Source organism: Streptomyces krungchingensis, from assembly GCF_054729265.1.
Window position 1 is genome coordinate 7,510,083 of the sequence record NZ_JBPUKY010000001.1, and the last position, 13,122, is coordinate 7,523,204.

The following is a 13,122-nucleotide window of genomic DNA, read 5'->3' on the forward strand; positions in this document are numbered from 1 at the left end:
GAGGGCCGTTCTCGTACTGGGCGTATCCGGGCGACGCTCCAACGCGGCGAGGTGCCGTAGCTGTCGTCGCGCGCCCGCCGGGGATCACCGGACAGCCCTGCGGGGACGTCCACGACCACGAGGGACGATGCCGCCCCGACCGGACCCTCCGGGCGGCAGCACGGCGCGAAGTGGGGGAGCCCTGTCCTGCCGGGGACGCGTTGCGGCCACAATGGGGGGATGAGCGACAGTCCAGCCCCCCTCGCTGATCCGCACCTTGTCTTCGACCCCGTGGACGGAGTCAGGGATGTCGTCATCCTCGGCTCCACCGGCTCGATCGGCACCCAGGCCATCGACCTCGTGCTGCGCAACCCCGACCGGTTCCGGGTCACCGCGCTGTCCGCCGCCGGCGGCAGGGTCGGACTGCTGGCCGAGCAGGCCCACCGGCTCCGGGTCCGGGAGGTCGCCGTCGCCCGCGAGGACGTCGTCCCCGCGCTGCGCGAGGCTCTCGCGGCGCAGTACGCCCCCGGAGAGACCCTTCCCGAGATCCTCGCCGGGCCGGACGCCGCCACCCGGCTCGCCTCCTCCGACTGCCACACCGTGCTCAACGGCATCACCGGTTCGATCGGCCTCGCGCCCACCCTCGCCGCCCTGGAGGCGGGCCGTACCCTCGCGCTCGCCAACAAGGAATCGCTCATCGTCGGCGGCCCGCTGGTGAAGGAGCTGGCCAAGCCGGGGCAGATCATCCCCGTCGACTCCGAGCACGCGGCGCTGTTCCAGGCGCTGGCCTCCGGCACCCGCGCCGACGTGCGCAAGCTGGTCGTGACCGCCTCCGGCGGCCCCTTCCGCGGCCGTACGAAGGCGGAGCTGGCCGACGTCACCCCCACCGACGCCCTCGCGCACCCCACCTGGGCCATGGGACCGGTCATCACGGTCAACTCCGCGACCCTCGTCAACAAGGGGCTGGAAGTCATCGAGGCGCACCTCCTCTACGACATTCCCTTCGACCGCATTGAGGTCGTCGTGCACCCGCAGTCGTATGTCCACTCGATGGTGGAATTCACGGACGGATCGACGATCGCCCAGGCGACGCCCCCCGACATGCGGGGGCCGATCGCCATCGGCCTCGGCTGGCCCGAACGCGTCCCGGACGCGGCGCCGGCCTTCGACTGGACCAAGGCGTCGAGCTGGGAGTTCTTCCCGCTCGACAACGACGCGTTCCCGTCCGTCGGGCTCGCCCGGCACGTGGGGCAGCTCGCGGGCACGGCCCCGGCGGTGTTCAATGCCGCCAACGAGGAGTGCGTCGACGCGTTCCTGAACGGCACACTGCCGTTCAACGGGATCATGGAGACCGTCACACGGGTGGTCGAGGAACACGGCACCCCGTCCACGGGAACTTCCCTGACCGTCGCGGACGTCCTCGAAGCGGAGACCTGGGCGCGCGCCCGGGCCCGGGAACTGACCGCCCGGACGACAATCGCGGAGGCTCGTGCATGACGACCCTGATGATGATCCTCGGCATAGTCGTCTTCGTGGTCGGCCTGCTCATCTCGATCGCGTGGCACGAGCTGGGGCATCTGTCGACGGCCAAGCTCTTCGGCATCCGCGTGCCGCAGTACATGGTCGGCTTCGGCCCGACCATCTGGTCGCGCAAGAAGGGCGAGACGGAGTACGGGATCAAGGCGGTTCCGCTCGGCGGCTACATCCGCATGATCGGGATGTTCCCGCCCGGCCCGGACGGCCGTATCGAGGCCCGTTCGACGTCACCGTTCCGCGGCATGATCGAGGACGCCAGGTCGGCGGCCTTCGAGGAGCTCAAGCCCGGCGACGACACCCGCCTCTTCTACACGCGCAAGCCGTGGAAGCGCGTGATCGTGATGTTCGCGGGCCCCTTCATGAACCTGATCCTCGCCGTCGTGATCTTCCTCGGCGTGATGATGACGTTCGGCGTCCAGACCCAGACCACCACGGTCGGCAAGGTCTCGGACTGCGTCATCCAGCAGAGCGAGAACCGCTCGAAGTGCGAGTCCGGGGACCAGGCGGCGCCCGCCAAGGCCGCCGGACTGAAGGGCGGCGACAAGATCGTCGCGTTCGACGGCAAGGCCGTCGAGGACTGGTCCGTCCTCCAGTCCGACATCCGCGCCAACCCCGGCAAGGACGTCACGATCACCGTCGAGCGCAAGGGCGAGAAGGTCGACCTGACCGCGCACCTGATCAAGAACCAGGTGAGCAAGACCGACGGCAACGGCGGCTACGTCGAGGGCAAGTACGTGTATGCCGGATTCCTCGGCTTCACACCGGCCTCCGGCATCGTCGAGCAGTCCTTCTCGCAGTCCGTGGACCGCATGGGCGACATGATGCAGAACGGCGTCGAGTCGCTGGTCGCGCTCCCCGGCAAGGTCCCCGACCTGTGGGACGCCGCCTTCGGCGACGGACCGCGCAAGGCGGACTCCCCGATGGGCGTGGTGGGCGCGGCCCGCATCGGCGGCGACGTCTTCACCCTGGACATCCCCGCCTCGCAGCAGGTCGCGATGATGCTGCTGCTGGTCGCCGGCTTCAACCTCTCCCTGTTCCTCTTCAACATGCTCCCGCTGCTCCCGCTCGACGGCGGGCACATCGCGGGCGCCGTCTGGGAGTCGCTGCGGCGGAACACGGCGAAGGTGCTCCGTCGCCCCGACCCGGGTCCGTTCGACGTCGCGAAGCTCATGCCCGTCGCGTACGTGGTGGCCGGGATCTTCGTCTGCTTCACGCTCCTGGTGCTCATCGCGGACGTCGTCAACCCGGTGAGAATCTCCTAGGACGTGTCTTCAAATGATCTTGGATGGTGGATCATGGTTGGGTGATACGCCGCCATGAACTGTCCGATGCTGAGTGGGAGTTCGTCCGGCCGCTGCTGCCTGCATCCTTGCGGGGGCGGAAGCGGTTGGACGACCGACGGGTCCTCAACGGGATCGTGTGGAAGTTCCGTACCGGGACGGCCTGGCGTGATGTGCCCGAGCGGTACGGGCCGTGGGCCACGCTGCACACCCGTTTCCGGCGGTGGGCGGCGGACGGCACCTTCGAGCGGATGCTCCGTAGCGCCCAGGCGCGGGCCGACGCGGCCGGGGACATCGATTGGCTGGTGTCGGTCGACTCGACCGTCGTCCGCGCCCACCAGCACGCCGCCGGAGCTCGAAAAGGGGGCTCCGCAGCCCCGCCCTCGGACGCTCCCGCGGCGGCCTGACCAGCAAAATCCACCTCGCCTGCGACAGCGTCGGCCGCCCGCTCGCTTTCACCCTCACAGGCGGCAACACCAACGACTGCACCCAGTTCACCGCCGTGATGGAAGCGATCCGGGTGCCCCGCATCGGCCCGGGACGACCCCGCGTGCGACCCGCCCATGTCCTGGGCGACAAGGGCTACAGCTCCCGGGCCATCCGCACCTGGCTCAGGCGGCACGGCATCGCCCACACGATCCCCGAGCGGGCCGACCAGGTCCGCAACAGGCTCAAGCGCGGCAGCCGTGGCGGGCGCCCGCCGGCCTTCGACAAGCAGCTCTACAAGCGTCGCAACGTCGTGGAACGCTGCTTCAACCGACTCAAACAGTGGCGCGGCATCGCGACCCGCTACGACAAGACCGCCGAGTCATACCAGGCAGCCGTCACCCTCGCATCGCTCCTGATGTGGGCGTGACATTTGACGACAACTCCTAGCGGCACGAGCAATTCGGGGTGGCCGGACACACGTCGTGTCCGGCCACCTTCCATTGAGTGGGTTTGGGGGCGTGATGTGCTCGGCCGCGCGCCGGTGCCGTAATCTCGAAGCCTGGAGCCCACGATTCCGGGACCTTGATCCACAACTTGGGGTTGCACAGCAGATGACTGCGATTTCTCTCGGCATGCCGTCCGTTCCGACCAAGCTGGCCGAGCGCCGCAAGAGCCGGCAGATCCAGGTCGGAACGGTCGCCGTGGGCGGAGACGCACCGGTGTCGGTGCAGTCGATGACGACGACGCGTACGTCGGACATCGGTGCCACGCTCCAGCAGATCGCCGAACTGACCGCTTCCGGCTGCCAGATCGTGCGCGTGGCGTGCCCCACCCAGGACGACGCGGACGCGCTCGCGACGATCGCACGCAAGTCGCAGATCCCGGTCATCGCGGACATCCATTTCCAGCCGAAGTACGTCTTCGCCGCGATCAACGCCGGCTGCGCCGCCGTCCGCGTCAACCCCGGCAACATCAAGCAGTTCGACGACCAGGTCAAGGAGATCGCGCGGGCCGCCAAGGACACCGGCACCCCGATCCGCATCGGCGTCAACGCCGGCTCCCTCGACAAGCGGCTGCTCCAGAAGTACGGCAAGGCCACCCCCGAGGCGCTCGTAGAGTCGGCGCTGTGGGAGGCCTCCCTCTTCGAGGAGCACGACTTCCGCGACATCAAGATCTCCGTGAAGCACAACGACCCGGTGGTCATGGTCAACGCCTACCGGCAGCTCGCCGCCGCGTGCGACTACCCCCTCCACCTCGGTGTGACCGAGGCCGGCCCCGCCTTCCAGGGCACCATCAAGTCGGCCGTCGCCTTCGGCGCCCTGCTCTCCGAGGGCATCGGCGACACGATCCGCGTCTCCCTCTCCGCCCCGCCGGCGGAGGAGGTCAAGGTCGGCCTCCAGATCCTGGAGTCCCTCAACCTCAAGCAGCGCGGACTGGAGATCGTCTCCTGCCCGTCCTGCGGCCGCGCCCAGGTCGACGTCTACAAGCTGGCCGAGGAGGTCACGGCCGGCCTGGAGGGGATGGAGGTCCCGCTCCGCGTCGCCGTCATGGGCTGCGTCGTGAACGGCCCCGGCGAGGCCCGCGAGGCCGACCTCGGTGTCGCCTCCGGCAACGGCAAGGGCCAGATCTTCGTCAAGGGCGAGGTCATCAAGACCGTGCCCGAGTCGAAGATCGTGGAGACCCTCATCGAGGAGGCCATGAAGCTCGCCGAGCAGATGGAGGCCGACGGAATCGCCTCCGGCGAGCCTTCCGTGTCGGTCGCCGACTGACCCGCCTTGTGGCGCAAGGGACCCGGGTGCCCCTCCGGAGGTGGCGCCCGGGTCCCCTGCGTGCGGTGCTGCTCGGCATATCCGGTTAAAGTACGGAGATCAGCAGACCGTGTGACTCCGCCCGAGGGGGCTTCTCGCAGTGATGCGACGGCCAAGCCCTGAACGGTGCTCACGAGCGAGCACACCGCGACGCTAACAGGGTGCGCGACGCGCTGTCGTTGCCCGCAAGGAGTGATGGAGCCGCCTCGTTGTTGACCCAGACCACCACCAGGGTCCTCGAACCGAGCGACCTGGACGCCGCGCTCGCCGTCCTCGACCGCGAGCCGGTCGCGAACGCGTTCGTCGCCTCCCGGGTACAGATCGCCGGCCTCGACCCATGGCGTCTCGGCGGCGAGATGTGGGGCTGGTACGAGGACGGCATGCTCCGCTCCCTGTGCTACGCGGGCGCCAACCTGGTCCCGATCTGCGCCACCCCGAGGGCCGTGCGCGGCTTCGCCGACCGGGCCCGCCGAGCCGGCCGCCGCTGCTCCTCGATCGTCGGCCCCGCCGAGCCCACTGCCCAGCTGTGGCGGCTGCTCGAACCGAGCTGGGGCCCCGCCCGGGAGATCCGGGCCCACCAGCCGCTGATGGTCACCGACCGGCTCCCCGACACCGTCGCACCCGATCCGTACGTCCGCCGCATCCGCAAGGACGAGATGGAGACGATCATGCCGGCGTGCGTGGCGATGTTCACCGAGGAGGTCGGCGTCTCGCCGCTCGCCGGGGACGGTGGCCTGCTCTACCAGGCACGGGTGGCCGAACTCGTCGGTTCCGGAAGGTCGTTCGCCCGCCTCGACCAGCACGGCAAGGTCGTCTTCAAGGCCGAGATCGGCGCCGCGACCACGCAGGCCTGCCAGATCCAGGGCGTCTGGGTCGCGCCCGAGTACCGCGGCCAGGGCATCGCCGCCCCGGGCATGGCGGCCGTCCTGCGCTACGCCCTCGCCGACGTGGCCCCCGTCGTCAGCCTCTACGTGAACGACTTCAACACGGCGGCCCGCGCAACGTACCGCCGTGTGGGCTTCCAGGAGGTCGGCGCGTTCATGAGTGTCCTGTTCTGACGCCCCGCACAGGCTTCACCGCACCTCACGCGCCTCACCCTCAGCCAGGTAGTCTCCCCGGCATGCTGCGCATTCCCGGTCAGGGCTTCCGCAACCCCGACGACGTGGTCATCGGCCCGCTGGATCTCGCCGCGCGCGTGGACGAGGCGCTCGCCGTGCAGGCCCTCGCCTTCGGACTCGGCGCCGACGAGGTCGCCGTACGCCGCCAGATCGTGCTGCGCCACCTCACCTGCCCGGGGGCCCGCGCGCTGGGCGCCACCACCGCCGACGGACGGCTCGTCGGCTTCGTCTACGGCATGCCCAACGACCGCGCGCACTGGTGGTCCACCGTCGTCGAACCGTATCTGCGCGCCCAGGGCCACGAAGGCTGGCTCGACGACTCCTTCGTGATCACCGAACTGCATGTGCACCCCCGCTACCAGAACCGGGGCATCGGCCGCACCCTGATCACCCGGATCACGGACACCGCCGCCGAACCCCGCTCGATCCTGTCCGCGATCGACACGGACAGCCCGGCCCGTGGCCTCTACCACTCCCTGGGCTACGAGGACCTCGCGCGCCAGGTCCTGTTCCCCAGCGCACCCAAGCCGTACGCCGTGATGGGCGCCCTTCTGCCGCTGCGCAGGCACTAACCGATTTCCACCGTCCCGTCCCGCCCGGCTAACCTCCTGCCATCACCCTTACGCAGCAGGAGTCGAGAATCATGGCCCAGGTCCAGCGCATGTCCCGTTTGATGGTCAAGACACTGCGTGACGACCCGGCGGATGCCGAGACGCTCAGCCACAAGCTGCTCGTCCGCGCCGGTTACGTGCGCCGCAACTCCGCGGGCATCTGGACCTGGCTGCCCCTGGGCAAGAAGGTCCTCGACAACATCTCCCGCGTGGTCCGCGAGGAGATGGACGCGATCGGCGCCCAGGAGGTCCTGCTTCCCGCGCTGCTCCCCAAGGAGCCGTACGAGGCGTCGGCGCGCTGGGAGGAGTACGGCGACCTGCTGTTCCGCCTCAAGGACCGCAAGGGCGCGGAGTACCTGCTCGGTCCGACCCACGAGGAGATCTTCACCCTGGTGGTGAAGGACCAGGTGGCCTCGTACAAGGACCTGCCGGTCATGCTGTACCAGATCCAGACCAAGTACCGGGACGAGGCCCGCCCGCGCTCCGGCGTGCTGCGCGGCCGCGAGTTCCAGATGAAGGACTCGTACTCCTTCGACACGACCGACGAGGGGCTCGCCGAGTCCTACCGGCTGCACCGCGAGGCGTACCAGAAGATCTTCGCGCGTCTCGGTCTCGACTACCGCATCGTCTCGGCCGTCTCCGGCGCGATGGGCGGCTCGGCCTCGGAGGAGTTCCTCGCCCCGGCCGCGGCCGGCGAGGACACCTTCGTGGACTGCCCGTCCTGCGACTACGCGGCCAACACCGAGGCGGTGACCTTCAAGCTCACGCCGGTGACCGAGGAGCACGGCCCGGTCGAGGAGCTGGACACCCCCGACACCCCGACCATCGAGTCGCTCGCCGAGCACCTCGGCGTCCCCGCCTCCGCGACCCTGAAGAACCTCCTGGTCAAGGTCGACGGCGAGATCGTCGCGGTGGGCGTCCCGGGCGACCGCGAGGTCGACCTCGGCAAGCTGGGCGAGCACCTCGCCCCGGCCGTCGTCGAGCTCGTCACCGCCGAGGACTTCGAGGGCCGCGGCGACCTCGTCCGTGGTTACGTCGGCCCGCAGGGCCTGGAGAAGGTCCGCTACATCGCCGACCCGCGGGTGGCGCCCGGCACCGCCTGGATCACCGGCGCCAACAAGGCCGACACGCACGCGAAGAACGTCGTCGCGGGCCGTGACTTCGAGGTCGACGACTATCTCGACGTCGTCGTGGTCGAGGAGGGCGACCCGTGCCCCGCGTGCGGCACCGGCCTGAAGCTGGACCGCGCCATCGAGATCGGCCACATCTTCCAGCTCGGCCGCAAGTACGCCGACACCTTCCAGCTCGACGTCCTCGGGCAGCAGGGCAAGCCCGTGCGCGTGACCATGGGCTCGTACGGCATCGGTGTCTCCCGTGCGGTGGCCGCGCTGGCCGAGCAGTCGGCGGACGACCAGGGCCTGTGCTGGCCCGAGGAGATCGCTCCCGCCGACGTCCACGTGGTCGCCGCGGGCAAGGCCCTGCAGACCGAGCTGGCGCTCGACGTGTCCGAGAAGCTGAACGCCGCGGGGGTGCGTGTCCTGGTGGACGACCGTGCCGGGGTCTCGCCGGGTGTGAAGTTCACCGACGCGGAGCTCATCGGCGTGCCGAAGATCCTGGTCGCCGGGCGTCGCTCCGCCGAGGGTGTCGTCGAGCTCAAGGACCGGCGGACCGGTGAGCGCGAGGAGCTGACCGTGGACGAGGCGATCGCCCGTCTCACGGCGTAGGCCGTGGCCCGTGGGCCCGCGCGGCGGTGAGCTGCCGTGCGGGCCCTCGGCGGTTTTCGGTCCGTGTTTCTCCGCCGGTGCGATGTGGCGGGGCGCGCCGTTCCAAGCGCCCCTTTCGGGGCGCTTGGGTGCGCGGTGCTGTTCGCGTGCCGAGGGCTGCCGGTCTGTGTTGCCTGTGCGGGTGCGTTGTGGCTGGGCGCGCCGTTCCCCGCGCCCCTTTCGGGGCGCTTGCGTGCGCGGTCCTGTTCGGTTACCCGGGGGTGCCGATCTGTGTGTCTCCGCGCGTGCGTCGTGGCTGGGCGCGCCGTTCCTCGCGCCCCTTTCGGGGCGGTGTCCTGTGCTCGGTGCTGGGGGCCGGTGTCGGTGTCAGAGCCAGTCGGCGAATTCGAGGAGGAGCTCTGCGTCCTGGGGGCGGCCGACGCGGCGGGCTCGGACGCCCGATTCGACCGCTCGGAACAGGGTCCAACCGCGCAGCCGTTCCTGGTCCACGTCGAGGGACTCGGCGAGCCGTTTCACCCGGCGCCGGGTGATCGACGACCCCGACGGGGACGCGATCAGGTCCTCGACCCGGTCGCGGACCAGCCGGGCCAGATCGAAGGCGCACTCGCCGACCACCGGGTCGGGGCCTACGGCCAGCCACGGCATGCGCTCCCCGGCGAGCACCTTGCTCTGCCGGAACGTGCCGTGCAGCAGCCGTTCCTCCGGCGGTGCGGTGAGCAGTTCCTCGCGGGCCGTGAGCGCCGCGTCGACCAGCGGAGCGACCTCCTCGTCGGCGGACGCGGACGCCCGCATCGCCTCCGCCTGCCGGCCCGTCCGCTCGGCGACCGTCTCGAAGACGTGCGCCGCGGGCGGCTCGACCCACAGCCGCCGCAGCGTGCCCGCGGCCTCCAGCAGGGCCTTCGCCTCGGGCAGCGACCGCACGGACATCTCCGGGTGCAGCCGCTCCAGCAGCAGTACGCCGTGGGTGTCGCCGGGGTTGAGCAGCCGCACGGCGCCGCGTCCGTCCCAGTGGGCCAGGGCGGCGCGCTCGCTCTCCGGACGGGCCCGCTCGGGCGCGAGCTTCAGCACGGCGGGTGTCCCGTCGGTCTGCCGCACCAGCAGGACCAGGCTGCTCCTGCCGCCCGGCGCCTGCACCCGCTCCACGGTCAACTCGCGTACATCCGCGGCCTGTCGCGCCAGCTCGGGCAGCTCGGCGAGCCATTCATCGGTCCCGTCGGCGCCCTCGGCGCCGCCCCGCTGGATCTCGCCGAGCGCCCGGACGAGACGCTGCGGCGGTTCGAAAGCCATGCCCGAGTTGTTCCCTTCCAGGTCGCGTCACGTCTGCGGGGACGCGGACGCGGAGGCAGTGGCCGCCCGCTCCGCGAGCCCAGGGAAGGCTACGCTCTCGCCGCTCCAGCGCACCGCCCGCACCGCCGCCTCGCGCAGCGCCTCGGCGGCGGCCCGTCGCCGGTCGCCGGTGGCGGCGCGCACGAGGTCCGAGTAGACGCCGGCCACGCGCTCCTCCAGCTCCGCCGCGAGCCGGACCGCCGCGGCCGAGTCCTTGACGGCGAACGGCAGCGCGTACGCGGCGGAGGCGGCCCGCGGTGTGCCGTCCAGGTCCCGTACGGCCCGCGCCAACTCGTCCCGTCGCGCCCGGTGCGCGTCGTAGGCCGCCCGCGCCTCGTCGCGCCGCCCCTTGTCGATCTTGCCGCCGACGACGCCGTATCCGTAGACGGCGGCGTGTTCGGCGCCCAACGCGGCTTGCAGGGCCCCGAGTTCGGCCTTCTCGGCCCGCTCGGTGCGGCCCGAGCCCGTGGTGCGGGAGGTGTCGCTCACTTCGCCCCTTCCGACAGCAGGTACGCGTGGGCGGCGCCCGCGGCCGCCACCGAGGCCAGCAGCCTGGCCAGTTCACCCGGCATCTCCACCAGGGCCTTCGTGCGCGCGTCCGCCAGGGTGCGTTCGGCCGCGGCGAGTTCGCCGACCGCGTCCTTCGGCTCGGCGGGCACGGTGGGGGAGGCGCTCGCGGACGCGGACGCCGGCGCGCCGGCCGCCGTGGCGGAGACGGTCGCGGAGGGCGAGGCGGTGGCGTGCGCCCCGTCCCCGAAGGCCTTCGCGTGCCGGACGACCTCGGCCCGCAGCGGGGTCAGCCGCTCCGCCAGGGCCGGATGCGCGGCGATCACGGCGGCGTAGTGGTCGGCGAGCTCCTCGCTGTCGCGCGCGGCACGCGCGCGTGCCCGGTCCGCGGCCGAGGGGCTGCCGCCGGCCGTGTCCGTGGACGGTTCGGAAGCGGAACAGCCCGCGAGCGCGAAGGCGCCCGCGGCCGAGGCGAGCAGGGTCCTTCGGCGCGGACCCGACGGGGCGCGCGACGGCAGGGTGAACGGCACGGCAGTCGTCCTTGGAGGGCTCGTACGGAAGGAGAGGGCGAGGCGCCCGTGATCACGGTACCCGCGCCCCGGCCGAACCGGTGCCAGCGGCTCTCCCGAGCCGGTCCCGGCGGGTGGTTTCCGCCCTTCCGCGCAGGGCACCGGGGAGGCAGCGGGCGGCTGAGGGCCGCACCCGGCCGGTTCCCGGTGGACGGCAACACCCCCCGCGACCGGATACCCTTTGACCTGACACACGACCTAACCACAACAGCACACGCGGCCGAGGAGTCACCCGGATGAGCACCACCCAGAGCGAGAGGCTGCGAGAACTTCTGGAACCGCTCGTAGGCTCTCAGGGACTCGATCTCGAAGAGATCGCAGTGGACTCGGTAGGCCGCAAGCGTGTGCTGCGTGTAGTCGTCGACTCGGATTCCGGCGCAGATCTGGACCAGATCGCCGATGTGAGCCGCGCGCTCTCGGCGAAGCTCGACGAGACGGACGCGATGGGCGAGGGCGAGTACACCCTCGAGGTCGGAACCCCCGGTGCCGAGCGTGAGCTCACGGAGCACCGTCATTACGTGCGCGCGACCGACCGCCTGGTGAAGTTCCAGCTGACGGAGGGCGGCGAGCTGGTCGCCCGGATCCTGAAGGTCGACGACGACGGTCTCGACGTCGAAGTCCCGGGTGTGAAGGGCCGTAAGCCCACCGCCCGGCACCTCGCCTTCGGGGACGTCGCCAAGGCGCGTGTCCAGGTCGAGTTCAACCGCAAGAACAAGAACGAAGAGGAGGCGTAGCCGTGGACATCGACATGAGTGCCCTGCGGGGTTTGGTACGGGAGAAGGAGATCTCCTTCGACCTGCTGGTCGAGGCGATCGAGTCGGCCCTCCTCATCGCCTACCACCGCACCGAGGGAAGCCGCCGCCACGCGCGCGTGGAGCTGAACCGGGAAACCGGCCATGTGACCGTGTGGGCGAAGGAGGACCCCGAGGACCTGGAGGAGGGGCAGGAGGCCCGCGAGTTCGACGACACCCCGTCGGGGTTCGGGCGGATCGCGGCGACCACCGCGAAGCAGGTCATCCTGCAGCGTCTGCGGGACGCCGAGGACGACGCGACGCTCGGCGAGTACGCCGGACGCGAGGGCGACATCGTCACCGGTGTGGTCCAGCAGGGCCGCGACCCGAAGAACGTGCTCGTCGACATCGGCAAGCTGGAGGCCATCCTGCCGGTGCAGGAGCAGGTCCCCGGTGAGAACTACGAGCACGGCCTGCGTCTGCGCTCGTACGTCGTCCGGGTGGCGAAGGGTGTGCGCGGTCCGTCCGTCACCCTCTCGCGCACGCACCCCAATCTGGTGAAGAAGCTCTTCGCGCTCGAGGTGCCGGAGATCGCCGACGGCTCCGTCGAGATCGCCCACATCGCCCGTGAGGCCGGCCACCGTACGAAGATCGCCGTCCGGTCCACCCGCAGCGGTCTGAACGCCAAGGGCGCCTGCATCGGTCCCATGGGCGGCCGTGTGCGCAACGTGATGGCCGAACTGAACGGCGAGAAGATCGACATCGTCGACTGGTCGGACGACCCGGCCGAGATGGTGGCGAACGCCCTCTCCCCGGCCCGCGTCTCGAAGGTCGAGGTCGTCGACCTCGCGGCCCGCTCCGCACGCGTGACCGTCCCCGACTACCAGCTGTCGCTGGCCATCGGCAAGGAAGGGCAGAACGCCCGGCTCGCCGCCCGGCTCACCGGCTGGCGGATCGACATCCGTCCGGACACCGAACAGCAGCCCGAGCAGGGCGAGGAATAGATCCAAGCCGCGGGTGGCTCAGATCACGACAGTTCCCGCCGAAGCAACTGTTCGATTCTTGCCCCAAAGGGGTGAGGTCGCTACGGGGAGGTAGACTTAAGAGTGTCTGGCCGGACGCGAGCCCGCGCATGCCCTGAGCGCACCTGTGTGGGGTGCCGGGAGCGAGCGGCCAAGAAGGACTTGCTGCGCATCGTGGCGGTCGAGGGCGAATGTGTCCCCGATCATCGCGGTACGCTGCCCGGCCGGGGTGCATATGTGCACCCCGCCCTGGTCTGTCTCGACCTGGCGGTCCGCCGCCGGGCGTTCCCGCGGGCGCTGCGCGTCCCGGGACCGCTCGACACCGCGGCGTTGCGCCTCTCCGTCGAGCAGGCAACACCGTAAGACGCGTCGTACGGAACCCCCGTGCGGCCCTGGTACCCCGCGAGTTGGAAGTAGGTCGAGATTGCGATGAGCACTCGATGAGCACGCGATGAGTACGCCCATGAAGTAGCGACGGTCCG

12 protein-coding genes and 1 pseudogene are annotated in these 13,122 nt (G+C 70.7%); 10 read left to right on the plus strand and 3 right to left on the minus strand.

All coding sequences use genetic code 11. From position 1 onward, the window contains the following. The first annotated feature begins 219 nt into the window (after positions 1 to 219). From dxr to ACSYGO_RS33005, 7 genes and pseudogenes are all read left to right on the plus strand, one after another. Entirely contained in the window at positions 220 to 1,476 is a 1,257-nt protein-coding gene (gene dxr, locus ACSYGO_RS32975; protein WP_426682474.1) for a 1-deoxy-D-xylulose-5-phosphate reductoisomerase, read from the plus strand. Next, positions 1,473 to 2,777, plus strand: coding sequence for a M50 family metallopeptidase (locus ACSYGO_RS32980; RefSeq protein WP_426682473.1), 1,305 nt, complete (start codon positions 1,473 to 1,475; stop codon positions 2,775 to 2,777). The genes dxr and ACSYGO_RS32980 overlap by 4 nt, the downstream gene beginning before the upstream one ends. Before the next feature lie 23 nt (positions 2,778 to 2,800). Further along, positions 2,801 to 3,651 (plus strand): annotated as a pseudogene (locus tag ACSYGO_RS32985) (IS5 family transposase). Between the two features lie 184 nt (positions 3,652 to 3,835). Beyond that, on the plus strand, positions 3,836 to 4,993 hold the full coding sequence (gene ispG / locus ACSYGO_RS32990; protein WP_426682472.1) for a flavodoxin-dependent (E)-4-hydroxy-3-methylbut-2-enyl-diphosphate synthase: 1,158 nt from the start codon (positions 3,836 to 3,838) through the stop codon (positions 4,991 to 4,993). A 248-nt stretch (positions 4,994 to 5,241) separates the two neighbouring features. Continuing rightward, positions 5,242 to 6,090 carry a GNAT family N-acetyltransferase gene (locus tag ACSYGO_RS32995; RefSeq protein WP_426682471.1) on the plus strand — a complete coding sequence of 283 codons (849 nt, stop codon included), beginning with the start codon at positions 5,242 to 5,244 and terminating at the stop codon, positions 6,088 to 6,090. A 62-nt stretch (positions 6,091 to 6,152) separates the two neighbouring features. Then, positions 6,153 to 6,722, plus strand: a complete 570-nt coding sequence (locus tag ACSYGO_RS33000; protein WP_426682470.1) for a GNAT family N-acetyltransferase — start codon at positions 6,153 to 6,155, stop codon at positions 6,720 to 6,722. 71 nt (positions 6,723 to 6,793) lie between these two features. Continuing rightward, positions 6,794 to 8,485 (plus strand): proline--tRNA ligase, encoded by a 1,692-nt coding sequence (locus ACSYGO_RS33005; protein ID WP_426682469.1) that lies wholly within the window; start codon positions 6,794 to 6,796, stop codon positions 8,483 to 8,485. Positions 8,486 to 8,851: 366 nt separating this feature from the next. Here ACSYGO_RS33005 and ACSYGO_RS33010 read toward each other — a convergent pair whose 3' ends face one another. From ACSYGO_RS33010 to ACSYGO_RS33020, 3 genes are read right to left on the minus strand one after another with little or no spacing between them, the layout of a single operon-like run. Beyond that, a complete protein-coding gene (locus tag ACSYGO_RS33010; RefSeq protein ID WP_432176350.1) occupies positions 8,852 to 9,772 on the minus strand; it encodes an aminoglycoside phosphotransferase family protein in 921 nt (306 codons plus the stop codon). A gap of 27 nt (positions 9,773 to 9,799) precedes the next feature. Next, complete coding sequence (locus tag ACSYGO_RS33015; RefSeq protein ID WP_426682467.1) at positions 9,800 to 10,300, minus strand: ferritin-like domain-containing protein; 501 nt, start codon at positions 10,298 to 10,300, stop codon at positions 9,800 to 9,802. Further along, entirely contained in the window at positions 10,297 to 10,848 is a 552-nt protein-coding gene (locus ACSYGO_RS33020; RefSeq protein WP_426682466.1) for a hypothetical protein, read from the minus strand. Before ACSYGO_RS33020 ends, ACSYGO_RS33015 begins: the two co-directional genes overlap by 4 nt. A 275-nt stretch (positions 10,849 to 11,123) precedes the next feature. Between ACSYGO_RS33020 and rimP the strand changes: the two genes are divergently transcribed. The 3 genes from rimP (at position 11,124) to ACSYGO_RS33035 (ending at position 13,003) form a co-directional block, all read left to right on the plus strand. Then, positions 11,124 to 11,621 (plus strand): ribosome maturation factor RimP, encoded by a 498-nt coding sequence (rimP, locus tag ACSYGO_RS33025; protein ID WP_432189691.1) that lies wholly within the window; start codon positions 11,124 to 11,126, stop codon positions 11,619 to 11,621. Positions 11,622 to 11,623: 2 nt separating this feature from the next. Then, the gene (gene nusA / locus ACSYGO_RS33030) at positions 11,624 to 12,622 is read left to right on the plus strand and encodes a transcription termination factor NusA (protein WP_426682464.1); all 999 of its coding nucleotides are present in this window, start codon (positions 11,624 to 11,626) and stop codon (positions 12,620 to 12,622) included. A gap of 102 nt (positions 12,623 to 12,724) precedes the next feature. Further along, positions 12,725 to 13,003, plus strand: coding sequence for a YlxR family protein (locus ACSYGO_RS33035; RefSeq protein WP_345658527.1), 279 nt, complete (start codon positions 12,725 to 12,727; stop codon positions 13,001 to 13,003). Positions 13,004 to 13,122: the final 119 nt, after the last annotated feature.

Bases quoted from the DNA above. Each gene is read 5' to 3' on its own strand.
- dxr (WP_426682474.1), top strand. From the start codon at position 220: ATGAGCGACAGTCCAGCCCCCCTCGCTGATCCGCACCTTGTCTTCGAC.
- ACSYGO_RS32980 (WP_426682473.1), top strand. From the start codon at position 1,473: ATGACGACCCTGATGATGATCCTCGGCATAGTCGTCTTCGTGGTCGGC.
- ispG (WP_426682472.1), top strand. From the start codon at position 3,836: ATGACTGCGATTTCTCTCGGCATGCCGTCCGTTCCGACCAAGCTGGCC.
- ACSYGO_RS33005 (WP_426682469.1), top strand. From the start codon at position 6,794: ATGGCCCAGGTCCAGCGCATGTCCCGTTTGATGGTCAAGACACTGCGT.
- rimP (WP_432189691.1), top strand. From the start codon at position 11,124: ATGAGCACCACCCAGAGCGAGAGGCTGCGAGAACTTCTGGAACCGCTC.
- ACSYGO_RS33010 (WP_432176350.1), bottom strand. From the start codon at position 9,772: ATGGCTTTCGAACCGCCGCAGCGTCTCGTCCGGGCGCTCGGCGAGATC.
- ACSYGO_RS33000 (WP_426682470.1), top strand. From the start codon at position 6,153: ATGCTGCGCATTCCCGGTCAGGGCTTCCGCAACCCCGACGACGTGGTC.